18 protein-coding genes are annotated in these 18,192 nt (G+C 56.2%); 10 read left to right on the top strand and 8 right to left on the bottom strand.

Features of this window, described 5'->3' with window-relative positions; genetic code table 11:
• From ACF8AM_RS08375 to ACF8AM_RS08365, 3 genes are all read left to right on the top strand, one after another.
• Positions 1–873: fatty acid desaturase (locus ACF8AM_RS08375; RefSeq protein WP_392555197.1), on the top strand; the 873-nt coding region annotated here is incomplete at its 5' end.
• A gap of 125 nt (positions 874–998) precedes the next feature.
• Positions 999–1,763, top strand: coding sequence for an aminotransferase class IV (locus tag ACF8AM_RS08370; protein WP_392555196.1), 765 nt, complete (start codon positions 999–1,001; stop codon positions 1,761–1,763).
• Between the two features lie 587 nt (positions 1,764–2,350).
• Positions 2,351–3,127, top strand: a complete 777-nt coding sequence (locus ACF8AM_RS08365) for a helix-turn-helix transcriptional regulator (RefSeq protein ID WP_392555195.1) — start codon at positions 2,351–2,353, stop codon at positions 3,125–3,127.
• A gap of 117 nt (positions 3,128–3,244) precedes the next feature.
• Here the strand turns inward: ACF8AM_RS08365 and ACF8AM_RS08360 are convergent, their stop codons facing one another.
• Positions 3,245–4,096, bottom strand: coding sequence for a GAF domain-containing protein (locus tag ACF8AM_RS08360; RefSeq protein WP_392555194.1), 852 nt, complete (start codon positions 4,094–4,096; stop codon positions 3,245–3,247).
• A gap of 393 nt (positions 4,097–4,489) precedes the next feature.
• On the opposite strand from ACF8AM_RS08360, the gene ACF8AM_RS08355 reads away from it, so the two are divergent.
• Positions 4,490–4,888 carry a hypothetical protein gene (locus tag ACF8AM_RS08355; RefSeq protein WP_392555193.1) on the top strand — a complete coding sequence of 133 codons (399 nt, stop codon included), beginning with the start codon at positions 4,490–4,492 and terminating at the stop codon, positions 4,886–4,888.
• 35 nt (positions 4,889–4,923) lie between these two features.
• Here ACF8AM_RS08355 and ACF8AM_RS08350 read toward each other — a convergent pair whose 3' ends face one another.
• The 4 genes from ACF8AM_RS08350 to rph all read right to left on the bottom strand — a co-directional run bounded on the left by ACF8AM_RS08350 (position 4,924) and on the right by rph (position 9,374).
• Positions 4,924–6,492, bottom strand: a complete 1,569-nt coding sequence (locus ACF8AM_RS08350; RefSeq protein ID WP_392555198.1) for a serine/threonine-protein kinase — start codon at positions 6,490–6,492, stop codon at positions 4,924–4,926.
• Positions 6,493–6,512: 20 nt separating this feature from the next.
• Positions 6,513–7,433, bottom strand: coding sequence for an ATP-dependent sacrificial sulfur transferase LarE (gene larE / locus ACF8AM_RS08345; protein ID WP_392555192.1), 921 nt, complete (start codon positions 7,431–7,433; stop codon positions 6,513–6,515).
• Positions 7,430–8,488, bottom strand: coding sequence for a Gfo/Idh/MocA family protein (locus tag ACF8AM_RS08340; RefSeq protein ID WP_392555191.1), 1,059 nt, complete (start codon positions 8,486–8,488; stop codon positions 7,430–7,432). The genes larE and ACF8AM_RS08340 overlap by 4 nt, the downstream gene beginning before the upstream one ends.
• A gap of 145 nt (positions 8,489–8,633) precedes the next feature.
• Positions 8,634–9,374, bottom strand: a complete 741-nt coding sequence (gene rph, locus ACF8AM_RS08335) for a ribonuclease PH (RefSeq protein WP_392555190.1) — start codon at positions 9,372–9,374, stop codon at positions 8,634–8,636.
• A gap of 329 nt (positions 9,375–9,703) precedes the next feature.
• Between rph and ACF8AM_RS08330 the strand changes: the two genes are divergently transcribed.
• On the top strand, positions 9,704–10,597 hold the full coding sequence (locus tag ACF8AM_RS08330; RefSeq protein ID WP_392555189.1) for a cysteine peptidase family C39 domain-containing protein: 894 nt from the start codon (positions 9,704–9,706) through the stop codon (positions 10,595–10,597).
• 149 nt (positions 10,598–10,746) lie between these two features.
• Here the strand turns inward: ACF8AM_RS08330 and ACF8AM_RS08325 are convergent, their stop codons facing one another.
• Positions 10,747–11,592, bottom strand: coding sequence for a carbon-nitrogen hydrolase family protein (locus ACF8AM_RS08325; protein ID WP_392555188.1), 846 nt, complete (start codon positions 11,590–11,592; stop codon positions 10,747–10,749).
• Positions 11,593–11,757: 165 nt separating this feature from the next.
• Between ACF8AM_RS08325 and sthA the strand changes: the two genes are divergently transcribed.
• Both sthA and ACF8AM_RS08315 read left to right on the top strand, forming a co-directional pair.
• Entirely contained in the window at positions 11,758–13,251 is a 1,494-nt protein-coding gene (sthA, locus tag ACF8AM_RS08320) for a Si-specific NAD(P)(+) transhydrogenase (protein ID WP_392555187.1), read from the top strand.
• Between the two features lie 2 nt (positions 13,252–13,253).
• Positions 13,254–13,550 carry a DUF202 domain-containing protein gene (locus ACF8AM_RS08315; RefSeq protein ID WP_392555186.1) on the top strand — a complete coding sequence of 99 codons (297 nt, stop codon included), beginning with the start codon at positions 13,254–13,256 and terminating at the stop codon, positions 13,548–13,550.
• Between the two features lie 68 nt (positions 13,551–13,618).
• Here ACF8AM_RS08315 and ACF8AM_RS08310 read toward each other — a convergent pair whose 3' ends face one another.
• Entirely contained in the window at positions 13,619–14,251 is a 633-nt protein-coding gene (locus ACF8AM_RS08310; RefSeq protein WP_392555185.1) for a zinc ribbon domain-containing protein, read from the bottom strand.
• 170 nt (positions 14,252–14,421) lie between these two features.
• On the opposite strand from ACF8AM_RS08310, the gene ACF8AM_RS08305 reads away from it, so the two are divergent.
• The 3 genes from ACF8AM_RS08305 (at position 14,422) to csrA (ending at position 17,880) form a co-directional block, all read left to right on the top strand.
• Complete coding sequence (locus tag ACF8AM_RS08305; protein WP_392555184.1) at positions 14,422–16,377, top strand: flagellar hook protein; 1,956 nt, start codon at positions 14,422–14,424, stop codon at positions 16,375–16,377.
• Positions 16,378–16,605: 228 nt separating this feature from the next.
• On the top strand, positions 16,606–17,070 hold the full coding sequence (gene fliW / locus ACF8AM_RS08300) for a flagellar assembly protein FliW (RefSeq protein ID WP_392555183.1): 465 nt from the start codon (positions 16,606–16,608) through the stop codon (positions 17,068–17,070).
• 585 nt (positions 17,071–17,655) lie between these two features.
• Entirely contained in the window at positions 17,656–17,880 is a 225-nt protein-coding gene (csrA, locus tag ACF8AM_RS08295) for a carbon storage regulator CsrA (protein ID WP_007325270.1), read from the top strand.
• A gap of 55 nt (positions 17,881–17,935) precedes the next feature.
• On the opposite strand, the gene ACF8AM_RS08290 is transcribed toward csrA, so the two are convergent.
• The coding region (locus ACF8AM_RS08290; RefSeq protein WP_392555182.1) for a molybdenum cofactor biosynthesis protein MoaE at positions 17,936–18,192 on the bottom strand (257 nt) is incomplete at its 5' end.

Raw genomic sequence — 18,192 nt, 5'->3', positions numbered from 1 at the left:
ATTCACGAACTGGTGCACTTGCCCGAGAAAGGTTTCACCGCGTTTCGTGTCGCCTGGAATGCGCTGTGTGGGATTTTTTTCTTTGTGCCTTCGTTTCTGTATTATCCGCACGTCGACCATCACCGACGGAAGCATTACGGGACGGAACACGATGGCGAATACTTGCCGCTGAGCAACCGTGGTCCATGGTTGATCGCTGTGTTCATCGGGCAGGCTTTGATCTTACCGTTTTTGGCCATCTTTCGATTTTTGGTCATCAGTCCGTTGTGTTGGGTGGTGCCACGCTTGCGGCCGATCGTTCACCGGCATCTTTCGACGATGGTGGTCGATCCGTTTTATGAGCGGCCCGACGCATCCCCCAAAGTGATGCGGATCGTGTTGCTGCAGGAAGCGTTTTGTTTCGTTTGGTGCGTTTGGTTCTTGATTCGCGGCGGGATCCTTCGTGATCAGTGGTTGGACCCGTTTTGGTTGATCGCTTATGCCGTGGGAGTCGGCATTTTGGTTCTCAACGAAGTTCGCACGCTCGGCGCTCATCGGTGGACCAACGATGGTGGCGAAATGAGTTTTTCAGAACAGTTGCTGGACTCGGTGAACTATCCCAAGCATGCGTGGGCGAGCGAATTGTGGGGACCGGTCGGGACCCGATACCACGCCCTGCACCACCTGTTCCCGAGACTTCCGTATCACAATTTGGGCAAGGCTCACCGTCGACTGACGGAAGGATTGCCAGCCGATTCGATCTACCACCAAACTTCCGCGGAATCATTGTTTTCTGAAATTGCGGCGTTGTGGTCACGAGCGAGAGCTGCCAAGGCACGTACGGCAATGGCAACGGATACACCGGAATCCAATAGCGCGGTTGCGTCAACTTGATCACCGAACCCACTGTGTCAGGGAATCGGGAACCGTTTGCGAATCACCAGGCGTACTTTTGTTGTCCCGCCAGGGACGCTCGCGGCTGGCGTCCGATGCATGCCATTTCATTGCCGATCGATGATATGGGGTTTCGACAAGGCGTGACCGCCGTGGAGCGTCTGCGGACCTACGGTGGACAAGTCTTCTGCACCGAGCAGCATTTGCAGCGTCTCGCCGAGACTCTTCGGCTGATCGAGATCGTTGGAGGACCTGGACCTGAAGAGCTCCGGCAATTGGTTGATGAAAGCCTGCGGCGCAATGCGGCGTTGTTAGACAATATGGATGTGGGGATGACCATTTGGGTGACAGCAGGAACGCCGGACGCCGGCCCCACCTGGGCGATCCATCTCAATGCCATCGATCACGAAGCGGTTGCCCATCGTCAACTGCATGGCCAGCCAGTGGTTATCACAGGAGTCGTTCAGCCTCCCAATGAATCCTGGCCTCGGCACGCCAAAGTCCGGAGTCGTTTGCATTACTACTTGGCCGACATGGAGGCAAAACGAGTCGATCCGGCCGCGGTGGGGCTGCTGCAGGACGTCGATGGGAGTGTGACGGAGTCAAGTGTCGCGAATCTTTTCATCGTAAAAGAGGGCGAGCTGGTGTTCCCACCCGAAAAAAATGTGCTCAAAGGGGTGACAATGCAGTTTGTCCGTGAGCAGGCAAACGGTCTGGGGATTGTCTGCCGGGAGGCACCTTTGATGCCAATGGATCTAGCAACTGCCGATGAAGTGCTGTTGGCTGGGACCGATACGGGGGTGTGGCATGCCAGTGCGATTGCCTGCAGGGGAGTTGAGCACCTCAAGGGATGTGTGTGCTCGCAGTTACAAGCATGTTTCCCCGGCTAGTGGTCTGTCACGGCCCATTTTCAGGGGAGTGAACGAGGCGACGAGTCCTGAAATGGCGTCAAAACCAAGGGCTCGTCGCCACGTCCACTACGATCAACCCTCACTTTTAGCTTTGATCAATCACAGGTCTGTCGGAGGCGATCCCTTCTAGTGTGCATGTGACTAGGTTGATTAGGGGAGATATCGGGATTGCCATTTGTTCTTTCATTGCGCATATTCACGCATCCGATGCAGAGAGTGTTCGCATTTGCGAATCAAAGTTGAGCTTGATATCGCTTGCCCCGCGATGTTGAGTCTCTTTGGAAGGTGGTCCTGTGGGGACTGCATTGTGCCCCATTGGCAGTCTCCACAGACCACCACTTTTGATTTCTGATCAAAGCGATGTCATAGGGCGAGTAGGGACCGCGACCGCAATTCAGCTCGACTGCCGTGAAACTGTGGTGGTATCGAACTCACCACCGAATGTTCTGCTGGGTTGTGTTAGAATAGCCTGATCGGGTGTCGCTTCGCTTTCCAACGGCTGACGTGATTCTGAAATCGGTTGGATTCTAACGCGGTTTTACCTCTCTACGGGGGCAAGAGTTGGCATGGTCCTGGAAGTAACCGCAGCTATACATCGCATCGCCTACCGCCGTCCATTCGCGGAGGACCGGATGGCGGTGGATCGATGGTTGAGCACTCAGTTCAGTCTGAGCTCAATGTCGGGCTGGTCAGGCAGTCACTCCGGCTCGACAGCTTCTGATTGGGCGTCGCTACCGTTGACGACCTGTTGCGCTTCGCTGACGGATTTGCGTCTGGAATCGGGGGGGCTGATTCTAGATCGCGAAGGCAGGATGCTAGCTTGGAATCAGACGCTCGAAGATTTGTTTGCGGAAGTTAAGTTTCAAGCCGTCGCCCCGCTCCCGGACGAACTCCCTGGGGTCACCGTTCAGGTGCTGCGTCTGGGCGGCGAGCTGATTGCGTCTGGCGCAACGGATTTGGATTACTCGTTTGAAGCCGAAGATGATCGTGGCAGAATGTGTCTTTGGGATGTCTCCGGCGTTCGTCACAAACTCAATCACGGTACGGAGGCGATCAGCGCGATGCTGATTCGTCCGGTGGCCTTTTTGAAATCCGATGTGGCTGAAGAGGGCCCGTCGCTAAGCGAATCGCTGTTGGTGTTTCAGCAATTTGATTCCGTTGATCGGCAGATTTGTGAGGCCATCGCAATGGGAGACACCACCAGCGAAATTGCGACAGTGGTCGGTCTGACCCGACGTTCGGTGGAAGTCAGGCGTGCCAAGATCTTGGAGCGATTTCAGTTCACGCGTCCGGTCGAGATCGTGCGTCTCTTGGTGCGATTGGAAGAAAACGGTTTGCTGTAGGGCGACCTGATGAAGACGCGACAAATTGCAGACGGACAATCAATGCGTTTGAATCAGTCTGTGAAGAAAGTGTGCTGGGTTTCGTTGGGAACGAGACCACCAGCCCAGTGCCGGTTCTTAGCCCAGTGCCGGTTCTGTGATTTGGAGATTGAATGCGTTGTAGTCGGAAGTGATGCCGCGAGCGGCCAAGCGTCCCTGGATGGATCGTCCACGTTCAATGACCAAGGACATCTCGTGATCTTCCAGCAAAATTTCGAATTGGTCGGCAGTGATGTGCCCAATCAAATGGTCGGAACCGAATTCTTCTTTCAGCGCCGAAACCACTTGTGACAAATCGTCCGTCGACGAAAGCTTCACGTCGACTCGCAAGACATTCGATGGTCGGCCTAAGCGATTGGCACGTTCGCGTTCTCGTTGCACCAGTCGAGTCCAGCCTTCGCGGTTGAAGCAAGTGGTGACCGGGTTCACCATCTGATGCAAGGATGTGCGATCGTTTTTGCGCTGCAATGCTTGCAGTTGCAGCTCCATTGATAAGTAACCGCCGAGCAGTCGAGCGAGCAGTTGAATCGTTGGTAGGTGTTTCTCAAATTCCTCGGGTTGAATGTCGGGATCAATCCCACACAAGGTCCCGAAGAGTTCGCCGTCTCGATCGAGAATGGGAACACCGGCGTAGGCTCCGATGCGAAGCTTTTTCGAAATCGCCGACCCAGCGAACTGAGGAATGTTCTGGGCATGCCGAGCGATCTGAGGCGCGGTTCCATCGATCATGTGCTGGCAGAAGGAATCGGACCACTGGATCATGTCGCCCGAGTCGACGGGATACACCTGATTCGGATCGGCGTGATCAAGCACAATCCAGGCTTCGTCCTCGGTCCGAGTGATCATCCAAAGGGCCAACCCGGTGGTCGCTTGCAGATGTTCCAAAACCACGCGACTGGCTTCGCGGAAATCCAGTGTAGGCGATAGCATTTTGCGGATCATGGCAAGTCATTTGCGTCATGGAATGCGGACGGAGTCAATCTCGATCAGTCATGCTGTGCCACTGCTACAAATGAAAGCGGGTTGCAGTGGACTGGCCCACCGTTCCGATCGTTGGCCGCATTGCAACGGACTCGCGACCCGACCCACGACCAAAGGATTTCGCTATGACGCAGCAGCCCTCCTGCCCTTCGTTCTCAAGCCATCGGGTTTGGGGCCGCGAACATGGTACACCCATTTCGTTCTGCGGAAGGATCCCAAAGCGATGCAAAAAATGCATTCTTCTTTTGGGGGGTGCGGATTGCAGGACGCTCTCGGCAACAAAATGACGATTTCTGGTGGGCCCTGATTCTGCAAAGTCGCCAGGTTCGTTATCTTACCACCATGCCTGCAGATCCCGATCTCGATACGAACGAATGCCGAACTGCCATTGAGCAGCGTGATGCTGCGTCTTTGGCGGATTGTCTGCTGGCTCATTCGTACGTTCTGATCCATCTGCGAGAAGACGAACCTTCCGACGAATTGGGGGCTTTGACTGCCGATTTGGAGGGGACGCCATATTTGGTGGCGTTCACTGGTCAGTCGCAAGCGGCCGAGTTTGTGGAGTTGCGGGCGGATCTGTTTGGCGATGATGAAGTGGGCGGTTTCATCGTCGACGGAGAAACGCTGCTGGACTACATCGCGGATGGGTACGGATTGCTGCTCAATGCCGACTTGAAATCGATGTGTCGCGTGGACGCCGAATTGATCGCCGACATCCTGGATGAATTGAACCTCGATTAGAGTTTGTCGCTGACGGCAAAACTCGTTGGGATCGATTACGAAGCAGGCCGGCGAGGGCTCGGTCCATCGAGCACGGCGGGGTCATCGAGCCCTAGTTCCAAGCGTTCCGAAAGCGGAACCAACGCTCGGAATGTTTCCAGTGCAACGGAATTGTCGTTCTTCAACTCTTCAATCAGATTGCGAAGATTCGTTTGAGTTTGACTGGCTTCCCGCCGAGCACCGATTTCCATTTGAATCTGGTATCGCATGACCAGGGCAAGAGCGCGATACAAGCGGTTGGTGCTGGCGGATTGTTCGACGCTCGCAAGCGTTTCGGAAGCTTCCCGCCAACGGTTTTCGTTCATTAGCAAACGAGTCAACTGAAGCGACGCTTTCAGGTGATAGATTTCTTCGTCGGAATCGATGTCTTGTTTGGGGAAGTAGTCGGCGACTGCTTTCCAAGCCGGCACGCTATTCAACGAGATCGCTTGCCAGTATTGATCTCGGATGTTCGATGCTCGAGCGACCAATGGTGCCCCGATCGATTGAGCGACGGAGGGTGGCTTGGTCAGGGCTGCGATTCCCCAGCCTGCGAGTGCGGCGAGAACCGCGAGGCTGACCACGCCAACCCAGCGAATGAAATCGCGTCGTCGGTCATTGGCGATCGCATCGGTGACGCGTTGCAACTGAATGGTGGCGGAGGTGGATCCGAGGTAGTCGACCGCTGCGGAGGAACGTCCTGGTTCCATGGAAGTCGCGGGCCCGGAACCGCTGTCCGCAGGAATGGCTTGAAGGCTGGTATCGGACGGAGCCACGTTGGCGCGAACGACGTCTAGCAATTCCATGGCCGAGGAGAAACGTTCCTCGGGAGTTTTTCGAAGCAGCCGCATGATCGTCGCGACCAACCACGGCGGAAGGTCGGCCGATCCGCGAGCGTGGTCGAGCGGTTGTGGCATTTCATGAAGATGTTTGACGGCGAGCGCCAAAGGTTCTTCGGCATCAAAGGGAGGCTGGCCGGCCAACAGGTGGTACAGGGTCACGCCGAGTGAATACAGATCGCTTCTGCCGTCGACTTTGTGCCCTTGGATTTGCTCGGGGCTCATGTAACGCGGCGTTCCGAGTGTCAGTCCGGCGCGAGTGAGATCCGCGGCGCTGGCGTCGGTGTTGGAGAGAACGCGAGCCAAGCCAAAGTCGGTGACTTTGATGGCCCCGTCGCCCGACCGCATGATGTTTTCAGGTTTGATATCGCGGTGGGTGACTCCTGCCGTGTGGGCGATGACCAAGGCTTCTGTCACGCAGCGAAGAATCTCAATTCCTTCATCCGCCGTGAATTGGCCGGATTGTTGCAAGCACTGTTTGAGGTTCGAACCATCGATCAGTTCTTGAGCGATGAAGTGCGTGCCCTCGTGATCGCCAATCTCGTAGACTTGGACGATGCTGGGATGATTTAAACACGCTGCGGCCTGTGCCTCGCGTTCAAAGCGTCGCAGGTCTTCCTGGCTGGTTTGCGGAGTGCGACGCAACACTTTCAAAGCAGCGTCGCGACGTAACTTCAAATGCTTGGCTGCATACACATCAGCCATTCCTCCGCTGCCCAAGCGGCGCAAGACTTGGTAGTCACCCACCCGACAGCCGACTAAATCGCTCACGAATGTGCCTTTGTGCTGTTTGAGAATGACTCGTCACTTACCGTGGAACGAGGCTGGGAAGAATCAGGGTGGTGAATGGGCTGAGCCGGGGACAGTTGGACCAATTCTGGTGCCGACAAGCCGCGGTTTTGGCTTCCGCTGGACAGGCCACCCAGTTCCAGGGTGACATAACGAAAACCCATTGTAATGAAAGATTCAACCAGCTCTTCGGTTTGCGTCCAGTGCAGTACCATCGGTAGCTCTGGACGGGGGACTTCAATCCGCGCCAGGCCATCCGCGTGCAAGCGGACACGACAATCCGAGACTCCTCGCTGACGAAGCCAGGCCTCGGCGGTTTCGATTTGTTTCAATCGCCCTGGAGTCACCTCGACGTGATACGCAATCCGGCTGGCTAAACAGGGAGAGGCCGGCAGGGCGGCGTTTTCAAGCCCGAAATGGGCGGCCAGTTGCCGCACCTCGGCTTTCCCAAACTTCAGGTCTGCCAGTGGGGTTCGAACATTCGCTTGGTCGCCGGCGACGATCCCTGGCCGGTGATCGCCAAGGTCATCGGCATTGGTGCCCGAGACAATCGTCGCGTTTCGCTGTTCGGCGATCGGAGTGAGGAACTCATACAGGGTTTGTTTGCAATAGAAGCACCGATCCGAATGATTGCGTCGGTAGTTGTCGCGATTCGATTCATCGGTGGAAACAAATTGATGCGCGATCCCGATCTGCTCGGCAATGCGGCGTGCCCAGTCGAGTTGCCACTGCGCCACGGCGGGCGATTCTGCTGTGACGGCGATGACCTTCGCATCCGTTTGATTCGCGGCAGCAGCCACGACACTGCTGTCGACTCCACCGGAAAACGCAACCACCAAATCGCCCATGTCATTAAGATGAGCGACAAGTTGGTCAGCCAAGCGTTGGACGTGGTTCATCGACGAGGACTCGTCATTTGCAGCTCACAAATTGTCAACGCATCGGTCGCGAGTTGTGCGTCCAGCACGGGATGCATGTGGCCGCCCGCAACCACTGCCGCTACCGCGTCGATCTCGCTGACGAAACCGTCGATTGGATCTTGTTCCCCCAATTCAGGACGCTCCAAGCGTCCATCATTGTGCATGACGGTCAATGCAATGGTGTCGGTGGAACCGTCGTTGTACGCCGCGAATTCAAATCGGACAGTGGCTTGTTCGAAAGACACCTCATACCCATGAGTGAAACCGCGAGCCGGTGAATCGATGACACCGCCGGCCAGGCTGACCACGGGAACCAAGTCATCTGAGTTTGGAGATGACGAGTAATCCAGAATCGTTTCGTATCGTTTGGGAACGCCCTGTTGTTTGTGACTGACGCAGTGGGCCGCGGATGGCATGCCGAACAACACTCGCGCCAAGTGCGCGTCGTGCACCTGCAGGTCGATCAGTGGCCCGCCTATACGTTCGGGGTCATAGAAGTCAGGAATCCAATCCGGCGGGCTGATCGTTCGTGAAAAACGGCCGGTGATGGGGCGACCGAAGCGGCCATCCAATTGTGCATCAACGAGGAAGCGATAGGCGGGCATGAAAGGCAAGATGTGTGCCACCATCAACTGGCCGGGGGCGGCCATTTCCAGCAGCGAGCGAGCGGCGTCTGCGCTCAGTGCCAGCGGCTTTTCGCACAGGACTTTCTTCCCCGCGGCAAGGATTTGTCGAATCGCATCGACATGCAAATGGGGCGGCAAGCAGACATCGATCAGATCGATAGAATCATCCGCAAGCAGCCCATCCAGGTTCTCACTGACGTTCATGCCGGACACATCGATTTGTTCGCCAGGAGGCCCAAAGTTGCCCTGAATGCCTCGCCAATCCCCGGCGCGTTTCTTGGCGTCTCGGCTGGCGAACCCCACCAGTTCAGCAGTTTGACTTCGTTGGTAGGCGAGTGTGTGAATCCAACCCATGAAGCCAACACCTAGAATGGCGGCTCGCATCGGTTTGTTTACTGTGGAAGACATTCACTGTCCTGGCAAAAGAAAGGATGACGGAACGCGATCGGATGATCCAAGGTCGAAACGGGAGGCAATCTTTTCGCTGGCGCCGCTGGGGATTCATGTCCTGGTGGACGGACATGGAGGTGAACAGGAAGCGGCGTGAGAATATTCACGCTTGGCCCAGTCGAGCCTTCTGCAATTGGGTCAATTCGGCGATCCCGATTTTGCCCAATCGCAGCAACTCGGCCAACTGAGCATCATCAAATGTCGCTTCTTCGCCCGTGCCCTGCAACTCAATGAAACGCCCGGAACCGGTCATGATCACGTTCATGTCCACATCGGCGGCGGAGTCCAGTTTGTAGTCCAGGTCCAAGACAACGTCTTCGCCGATCACGCCCACGCTGATTGCTGCGACGGAGTCACGTAGGACAGAGGAAGGATCCACCGCGGGATCCAGTTCCGGATTGGATGCCAATTGAGACACTGCCAACGACAGGGCAATGTATCCACCGGTGATCGATGCGGTGCGAGTCCCGCCATCGGCTTGCAGCACATCGCAGTCGACGGTGATGGATCGTTCGCCCAGGGCGTGAAGGTCGACGATGGCTCGCAAGCTGCGTCCGATCAAGCGTTGGATTTCGGTGGTGCGACCGTCCACTTTGCCGCTGCGATCACGTCGTTTTCGAGGGCTCGTGCTGCCGGGCAGCATGTTGTATTCCGCCGTGACCCAGCCTTTTCCTCGCCCTTCCATCCACGGCGGCACGCTGGTTTCGACCGACGCGGTGCAGAGCACGATCGTTTTGCCGCTCTTGTACAAAACGCTGGCGGGGTTGGATTCCAAGTACCCGCACACAATTTCGACGGGGCGGATTTGATCATGGGGACGAGCAAGATCGGCGGCAGAGTTCATGCGATGAGTGAAGACGGGAGCAAACGGGTGGGGAAACGAGGAAGCCTATCGGACTTTGGACCCAAATTGGATGGGCTGCAGGGAAAAGAATGTGAGTGGCACAAGAGATGCATCCAATGGAATTGGAAGGAAGACTCGGCTTGGCAGGGAGTTTTTCTGGTCGATGGCCTTGAATGGAGGCGGTGCCGGAGGGCCGAAATCCATTCATTTGTGAAGTATTGGTGAATCTGGCGCGAAATTGGTGTTTATGCCGAGCGTCGCCGATTGTTAACGTTAAGTTAACAGAAGGTTAACCTGGGCCCCATTGTTTTGTTCGCGGAGAATCCTTCATGGACTTTGAATTCGCTCGTCCTGATCTGGAACTGGCTTTGGCTGCGGTCGTGGTGACGTTGCTGACTCTGGGTGCGTTCCGACTTGGTTGCCGTTTCCAATCCGCTTCAGAACGTTCGGATCGCTGGGTCTTTTTGGGTCTGATCGGGATTTCGTTTTTGTTCGCTTGGAGCTTCTTCGGACGCCTGATTTGGGCCGAGGCGATCACGTCCTCGGCAGCGTTGTACTGGTCCAACGTGACTCCCGTGGTTCTGGCTTTTTCAGCTGGGATGGCGGGCCACGCCGTTGATGTGCGTCGTCATTTTCGGCCTGTCGTCGCGGCGATCCTGATGACGTTGGCGGTTGCTTTCGTGATCACGCCGATTGCTCGCCCCGTGTTGTTTCCGCTGGACTGGGATCAGGCTCCTGAACCTCAGTGGATGACGCAGTGGCAAGACGGCGTTTACATGCAATCGAATTCGGCCAGTTGTGCGCCCGCCGCCGCAGTCACTTTGTTGGGACAAGCGGGGATTTCCGCGAACGAACGTGAACTCGCATCGGCTTGCTTGAGCAGTTCGTTGGGGACCGCGCCCCTGGGCCTTTATCGTGGGTTGTCGACGGTTGCCCAAGAGCACGATCTGAAGGCGCGAGTTGCGTCGCGAGATCCCAGCAACTGGCATCAACGAGGCCAGTTGCCCAACGTGGCTTTGGTTCGATTAGGAGTGATTGGCGAAGGGCGAAGAGACCATGGTTTCGTTGGAAACGTCACGGTCGGACACGTGGTGACGGTGCTTGGTAAAACCGATGGCGGTCGCTGGCTGATTGGCGACCCGGCAGTGGGCAAGGTTTCTTGGAGCGACGAAGAGCTGAGAAAACGGTTCACCGGCGAAGCCATTTACTTGTCCCAACCGTAGCCCGTTTTTGAAACGAGCCTCGATTGGGCGACTCTCGACAACAATCTTCTCCCAAACCAAGTTTCGAGGGAGTGACGCCGCTGAGGTGGACGTGTGAGAGGAGGCTCGAGCATGGGAAACGGCACTGTGTCCATCGCAAGCGGGCGCGATCAGTTCGATGGTTTGGCAACAGGATTGGTCAATCCGGAGTACATCTCGGGACGCCGATCGGCAAAACGATCGATGACATGTTTTCCTGGGGTTCGCTCGATTCGTTTGTTGCGGGCTTGTTCCAAGTCGATATCCACGATCAACATGGTTTCTTCGTCGCCTTTCGCACGCGCCAGTTCCACGCCATCCGGACCACAAATCGAACTCAGACCGCAGTACTCAAACCCTCGTTCGGTTCCGATTCGATTGGCGGCGATGAAGAACAGATGATTTTCCATGCTTCGTGCTGGTGGGACAATCTCTGCGGTTCGTGAAGCTGCGACGGGCCAGTTGGTGCCCAAGGCGATCACATCGGCGCCGGCCAAACCCAACGCTCGCATGGGTTCGGGAAACGAACTGTCGTAGCAGATTCCCAGCCCAACGTTGCAGCCAGATCGCGTTGAGAAGATTTGGTCACACGCTTCCCCACGATCGACAAACCGGTCCACGCCTAAGTGCGGCAGGTGAACTTTGTTGTATCGCCCCAGCACGCCGGATCCATCGATCATCAATCCCGCGTTGTGCAGTTGATCACGGTCTTCGCGTATCAGCGTTCCAATGGTGATCGTCAATCGGTTGGCTTGGCAGGCTTGGACAATCGTGGTGATGGCGGAGGAGTCCATCGTGGGAGCGGCGTCCAGCGCTTCTTCACGACTTTCATACCCGTACCCGGTGAGGGTGCATTCCGGGAAAACGGCGAGTTGGACGCCTTGTTTGCCAAGTCGATCGATCTTCTGGCAGACGTCATTCAGGTTTTTTTGGACCGAGGCAAAATGGACACCGGTCTGGACGCAAGCAATCAACATCGTACAAACAAGACTTATTCGACGGGGTGACGGAAACTTTCGAGCCGTGATTCGAACAGAATTCGACGGTCCGTGGTACCCAATCACGTCGAGACACAGTGCGTACGGTGAGGCGACCGGCGCTCCATTGACTCGCAATTCATTGCAATTTTCAGGGAACGAGGCATGTCATCAGCGACCGAATCCTCCACGGTGAACGGGGCGGCGTCGCCTTCCGAAACGCCGGAGATCAATTCGCCCGAACTGGAAGTGAAGCCTGCCGCGAAGGCCACTTCCGAAAAATTCGATTTCGATTTGTTCGTGATCGGCACTGGTCCAGGAGGTGAAGGCGCCGCGATGCAGGCCTCCAAAGGTGGTCTGCGGGTGGGGGTTGCGGAACGATACCGGCAAATCGGTGGTGGCTGCACTCACTGGGGAACCATCCCCAGCAAAGCGTTGCGTTACGCGGTGACCAGCACGATGAAGTCGTTGAAGAATCCTGTGATGAGAGAGATGGGATTCGCTGTCAGCCCAAGCATGGAACAACTCAACCGCGGGACTCAAGCGATCATCGGTCGCCAAGTGACGATGCGGCAATCGTTTTATGATCGCAACTCGGTTCCGATCTTTCGTGGGCAAGCACGCTTTGTCGACGAGCACACGATCACGATCGACAATGGCGAAGTGGTGACTGCGGCGTCGTTCGTTATCTCGACTGGCTCGCGACCCTACCGGCCCAAGGGGGTCGACTTTTCGCATCCGCGAATCTTTGATAGCGACACGATTTTGGAGATGAAGGACAAGCCCACATCGATCACGGTGTACGGGGCAGGCGTGATCGGCACGGAATACGCCTCCATGTTTCGAAACCTCGGGATCAAGGTCAACTTGATCAACACGCGAGACAAGCTGCTCGAGTTCCTGGATGACGAAATCATCGATGCGCTTTCGTATCACTTGCGTGATCAGGGCGTCATCATTCGTCACAACGAAACCATGGAAAGCATCGAAGGGTTGGATGATGGCGTGATCTTGCGTCTGAAAAGCGGCAAGGTTCTGAAGACCGATGTGTTTTTGTGGGCCAATGGTCGGCAAGGAAACACAGACGATCTGGGACTGAAGAATCTTCCGATCGAGGCCAACAGTCGCGGACAAATCGTTGTCGACGAGCACTTTCAAACCTGTTTGCCTCACATTTATGCGGTGGGAGATGTAATAGGAGTTCCTTCGCTGGCAAGCGCCGCGTACACACAGGGGCGAGCCGCGGGGATGCACTTGCTCGGACGCGTCGATGGCAATCTGCGTTTGAACGATATTCCCACGGGAATCTACACCAGCCCCGAAATCAGCTCCGTTGGTTCAACCGAGCGTGAGTTGACGGAGCGGTGTGTGCCCTATGAAGTGGGGCAGGCTCAGTTCCGTTCTTTGGCTCGTGCACAGATCACCGGTGAAACCACTGGTATGTTGAAGTTGCTGTTCCATCGGGAAACCAAAGAGATCCTTGGGGTGCATTGCTTTGGTGCCAATGCATCGGAGATCGTGCACATTGGTCAAGCGATCATGAATCAACCCGGCAGCCAGAACACGATCGACTACTTCATCGAGACCACGTTCAATTACCCGACCATGGCAGAGGCGTATCGGGTCGCTGCTCTCAATGGGATCAACCGGCTTTTTTGAATATGAGCGAATCTGATTCGGAGTCCAGTCCTGAACCGACAGGGGATTTGCTCGCTCGTAAACGCAATGACTTGGCGGTGATCCGAACGGATCTCGCCAACGAACGGACTTTGTTGGCCTACCTGCGAACGTCACTGATGATGGTGGGAACGGGAGGGACGTTGATCAAGTTCTTCGGCGAATCGCGAGAATTGTTGGTCGCCGGTTATGTGGCGATCGGGATCGGCGCGGTGGTGCTGTTGGCTGGATGCGTTCGATTCTTGAATACGATGAGACGCGTGCGGTTGGACCACGAGTGATTCGCGACCTTGATCTCTGATGTTCTTTCGTTGCTGGGATGCAACGAGTCGGATCCGATGCCGGTGGATCAGATGCCGGCGTAGAGCAATGAGTCTTCGACCACGGCTTCGAATTCCGTGTCGGTCAGATCCATCAAGTCCTTCATTCGTCCCAACTGCCGAATCTTGGCATCCGAGATGTCTTTTTCTCCTGAGGACGCCGCCAGGAACATTGCCTGGAACGCCAGGAAACGCTGTTGCATGGTCCAGCGTTTCGAAACGGTCATGACATAGTTGTGTGTTTCGATTCCCGAGTGCATCGCGACCGAGCACAGGCGTCCCAGTTCCTCTCGCTCGATAGGGTTGTTCAGCAGCACGCGGCTGATTCGCAGCAGGGATTGGATCTCGGGTTCGGTGATTTCTTCATCTTCGAGCGTCATCAACACGCACGACCGAATGGCTTCGTTGCGAAATTGGTTTTCGCGGACCTCTTTGTGGGTCCGCTCGTCCATGTGCAGCACGCTCAGATCCCAGGGAGATTTGCAGTTGTCACACTGGATGAATGGTTCTGGGGCGCTGATCGGAATGGTAGGAATGAAATACAGCGTCAAAAACGTTCGTTTGGAACGAAGCCGGTATCCCTGAATCGATTCGCAAGTGGGGCAAAAGAACTCACCCCGTTCCAGGGTTCGAGTCAGTTGCATGGTGCTGATGAAAATCATGTTCTCTCTCGCTGCGGGGCCCTGAGGGACCGTGCTTTGCCGAGGCTGAAGCAAGTCCCATTTGGATTGCTCTACAGTCGCGATGTCAGTTGTGCCGATTACAACGATACCGGAAATACCTGCAACGTGTTTTCGGACGGTGTTCTCGAACCATCTCGCATCGTTGAATCATGTCGCTACTTCCCGTTTCAACCAACCGAACGAGCACGCCACTGCAAAATCAGCGGTTGTTGTATCAGCTCAACAGCGACCAATTGGCGATTCAGCGTCAGTATGACCAGTTGAGCACCGGGCGTCGCGTGCTGAGCATCAGCGATGACCCCGCGTCAGCGGCCAGGGCAGTCAGTCTGCAGCGAGAAGTTTCACGGACGGATCAAATGGTCCGGAACGCAGACGCTGCGGAGGCCTTTTATCAATCCGCCGATGTGACGCTGGACAAAGTGGATTCGGCGATCATCGAAGCTCGCGGTGTTGCGGTCGAGGCGGCCCAAAGCGTGCTATCGGATGACGAACGAGAAGCTCTCGCCATGACGGTTCGCCAGCAAATGGAGTCGATCGTCAGTGCGGGCAATGGAATGTTTGCCGACCACCAACTGCTGGGGGGGGTGTTGCAAACCGGCTTGGCTCTGGAACACATCAATGGGACGGTGCGATTCAACGGCAATCAAGCGACTGGATTGACCAAGTTGGGTGATGGATCCCAGACGGAATTCACTGTTACCGCTGCTTCGGCGATTGGCGTGGGCGAGCCGTTCATCGAGGGCGAACCGCTGGGGGCGTCTCTGAACGCGGACACTCGATTGGTCGACATGAAACAGGGGGAAGGCGTTGAGCCCGGAGTCCTGACGGTTTCTGATGGCGATCATTTCGTGGAACTGGATTTGCGGCAGGCGGCGACCATTGGAGATGTGGCGGACGTTCTCCGCAGCGTCGATTTGGACGGTCGATCATTGTCCGTCACGCTGGGAGCCGATTCCATTTCAGTTCAGTACGCCGACGGATTGCCAGGAACTTTGGCGATCAAAGACGCTCCCGGCAGTCGGTTGGCGTCTGACCTTTTGATTTCCAATCCCGATGGATTTCGAACGCCCCCTTTGGTTGGCGACCGCTTGTCACCCCAGTTGACTTTGGCAACGCCGATATCCGACCTCAACGATGGTGCGGGATTGGATTTGACCGACGGATTGGTCATTGACCGCGGAAATGACCGTTACGAAATTGATTTCTCGGATGCCGAAACCATTGGTGACGTGATCATCGCCATCAATCGGAGCGACGCGGAAGTCCAAGCGGTTCTGAACGAAACCGCCGGCCGCATCGAATTGCACGCGTTGCGTTCGGGGGTGGATTACAGCGTGGGCGAGAACGGTGGGACCGCCGCGACGGAGTTGGGAATTCGGACCGCAAATGAAGACACGCTGGTCAGTGAATTGGCTCGAGAACGCGGGTTGAATTACAACCCAGAAGGTCCCGATTTAGTGATCACTCGGCCCGATGGTGTGGAGTTGGAATTCGAGCTCGAAGACGCCCAAACCGTCGGCGAGATCATCGATATGATTCGCGACCACCCCGACAATCAAGACACCCTGCGTGTTCAGGTGTCGCTCAATGACGTGGGAAATGGGTTGAGATTGACGGCACCTCCGGGAGCTGATCCCATTCGCGTGACCCAGCCGGGTTTGAGCGATGCGGGAACCTACTTGGGCTGGATCCCTGAGAACGCCACAGAAGGCGTGGGAGAAATCGACGGTAGTTTCGCGGTTTTGAACGGCACCGATTATCAACCACGTGATGCGGGAGGTGCGATTGACACGCTGTTGCGTCTCGAGGCCGCCGTTCGCGAGGGGGACTTTTCTGAGATAGGACGCCTGCAGGAACGGTTGGACGAGGACTTGGATGCCAGCACGCGGACTCGCGGTCGCGTCGGGGTCTGGCACTCTGCTTTGCAGGATTCCCGAACCGCCGTGGAAAACGAGAACGTTCTATTGCAGTCTCAGTTGTCCGATGCGATGGACGCCGATTTGGCGGCCGTGATCAGCGAATTGCAGGCCCGACAGTCGGCCATGGAAGCTTCCATGCGTTTCATCGGTCAAACCTCCGGCATCACGGTTTTGAATTACCTGTGATCCCCTGCGACGTCGGTTCGCTGGATGCAAGGCTCGCTGGATGCAAGGTGTCGTCCTGTTAGGAATTTCCGATTGTGACGGCTGCAACGAATTTTCGTCTTTTTTCGATTGTTCGATGAACTGTCGAGGTTCAGTGGTCGATGACAGTAGCGACGGAGAACCCGATGGAACCGTTTGGGACAGGACCGGTCCCGGATAACCAAAAATTTCGACGAGTGGAATCAAGTCATGCGGATCGACAGTCATCGCTTCGGCACGTTGGAACTCAACGCCGACCAGTTGTTTTTGTTCCCGCAAGGCCTGATCGGAATGGAATCGCTTCACCAATGGGCTTTGATTCCTGACCCCGACAACGCTTCGGTGGCATGGTTGCAAAGTGCGGCACGCGGCGATCGAGCTTTGGCCGTGATCAGTCCTCGAGCATTCTTTCCCGATTATCGAGTCCACATCGGGCGTCGTGATCTGGCAAGTCTGCATTTGACGACTGGATCCGAAGTCTATGTGATGACCACCGTGGCCGGGCACGTTGGCAAATTGACAACCAACTTGCGAGCCCCCTTGATGCTGAACCTGGATCGTCGCTTGGGTTGCCAAGTGATCACCAACGACGATCGCCCCATGCGGCAGCCATTGCCAACGGCGGCGTCCGAATCGGCTCAGCCACTTCCAACGTCTCAGGTTCGTGCTGCCTGATCGGGGGCGACACATCTGGACGGAAACGAACATCATGGCGAGCGCTGGAAACAGTGCTCGCCATTTTTTGTTGAAACGTGTGGGACGAAACGCCGCGAAAGCCATTGCGTGATTGCGATGGCAATCAGGACGCGACCGGCGGCGGGCGTGCACGCTGGGGCGACAGAGTCCACCAAGCTGCGTCCTGCGGGCCGTTGTCTGGGAGTTTGCGGAATGCGTGCCGGATTGAATGAAAACGATTTGCGCGGCCTCCTCACGCTCTCTCCAGCGAACCCGATCCAGCCAAACGGTGTCAGGCAGACAAGTTGGGGAGCGTTGGGCGTTGCAAACGGGGTACCAAGTCGAATCGGCACGACCGGCACGTGCCGACCTTCCGACCGATGCGTGAACTATTCTATGCGGTGGGTCGATGAGTGGTGTACGCGAGGCGAAACAACGGGTGTTGTTTCATTAGGTGAACCTCGTCCGAACATTGCGATGGAATGCAACAACTCTCGGCAACGGAATGCCGCCGTGAACGCATTGAAATTCCTGACGAATTGATTCGAAAGCTCTCCCACTCCGACAACTTAAGCCGAGGACACCATGCTCGTCCTTTCCCGACACCGCGACGAAAGCATCATGATTGGTGACGATGTGGTCGTAACCATCGTTGATATTCGAGGCGACAAAGTGCGTCTGGGTATCGAAGCCCCGCAAGCGATACCGGTCCACCGCCAGGAGGTCTATGACGCGATTCAGCGAGAGAATCGTCGTGCGTCACAGACCGGTGCGGGGGCGACGAAAGACGTTCGCCCACCACGCGACTGACCACTGTCAGCAAAGATGTTTCGTGAACGTGTCCGGTGGGTATGCTCGCGGAACATCAGTGCGTTGTTGGATCTTCCGTCGTGGGTGACGGATGGATCCATTGGCACTCGCCTGATTCAAAGTGTTCCTGTTTCCAAATGGGAACGTCTTGCTTGAGGCGGTCCATGATGGCGGCGACCGCACTGAGTGCCCCCACTCGGTGAGCACTGCTGCATCCAACGATCACGCTGGCTTGTCCAATCGGGACAACGCCTAAACGGTGCCAAATCACAACGCGATGCAAAGAGAATTCTTGCATGGCGGTGTGTGCCA

The organism is Rhodopirellula sp. JB055, assembly GCF_043100905.1.
Classification (GTDB): domain Bacteria; phylum Planctomycetota; class Planctomycetia; order Pirellulales; family Pirellulaceae; genus Rhodopirellula.
Note: the sequence above shows the minus strand (reverse complement) of the source record. Positions and strands in the feature narration are given on the sequence as shown.

Coding starts and splice junctions, on each gene's coding strand:
- ACF8AM_RS08370 (WP_392555196.1), top strand. CDS start 999: ATGGGGTTTCGACAAGGCGTGACCGCCGTGGAGCGTCTGCGGACCTAC.
- ACF8AM_RS08365 (WP_392555195.1), top strand. CDS start 2,351: ATGGTCCTGGAAGTAACCGCAGCTATACATCGCATCGCCTACCGCCGT.
- ACF8AM_RS08360 (WP_392555194.1), bottom strand. CDS start 4,096: ATGCTATCGCCTACACTGGATTTCCGCGAAGCCAGTCGCGTGGTTTTG.
- ACF8AM_RS08355 (WP_392555193.1), top strand. CDS start 4,490: ATGCCTGCAGATCCCGATCTCGATACGAACGAATGCCGAACTGCCATT.
- larE (WP_392555192.1), bottom strand. CDS start 7,433: ATGAACCACGTCCAACGCTTGGCTGACCAACTTGTCGCTCATCTTAAT.
- ACF8AM_RS08340 (WP_392555191.1), bottom strand. CDS start 8,488: ATGTCTTCCACAGTAAACAAACCGATGCGAGCCGCCATTCTAGGTGTT.
- rph (WP_392555190.1), bottom strand. CDS start 9,374: ATGAACTCTGCCGCCGATCTTGCTCGTCCCCATGATCAAATCCGCCCC.
- ACF8AM_RS08330 (WP_392555189.1), top strand. CDS start 9,704: ATGGACTTTGAATTCGCTCGTCCTGATCTGGAACTGGCTTTGGCTGCG.
- ACF8AM_RS08325 (WP_392555188.1), bottom strand. CDS start 11,592: ATGTTGATTGCTTGCGTCCAGACCGGTGTCCATTTTGCCTCGGTCCAA.
- sthA (WP_392555187.1), top strand. CDS start 11,758: ATGTCATCAGCGACCGAATCCTCCACGGTGAACGGGGCGGCGTCGCCT.
- ACF8AM_RS08315 (WP_392555186.1), top strand. CDS start 13,254: ATGAGCGAATCTGATTCGGAGTCCAGTCCTGAACCGACAGGGGATTTG.
- ACF8AM_RS08310 (WP_392555185.1), bottom strand. CDS start 14,251: ATGATTTTCATCAGCACCATGCAACTGACTCGAACCCTGGAACGGGGT.
- ACF8AM_RS08305 (WP_392555184.1), top strand. CDS start 14,422: ATGTCGCTACTTCCCGTTTCAACCAACCGAACGAGCACGCCACTGCAA.
- fliW (WP_392555183.1), top strand. CDS start 16,606: ATGCGGATCGACAGTCATCGCTTCGGCACGTTGGAACTCAACGCCGAC.
- csrA (WP_007325270.1), top strand. CDS start 17,656: ATGCTCGTCCTTTCCCGACACCGCGACGAAAGCATCATGATTGGTGAC.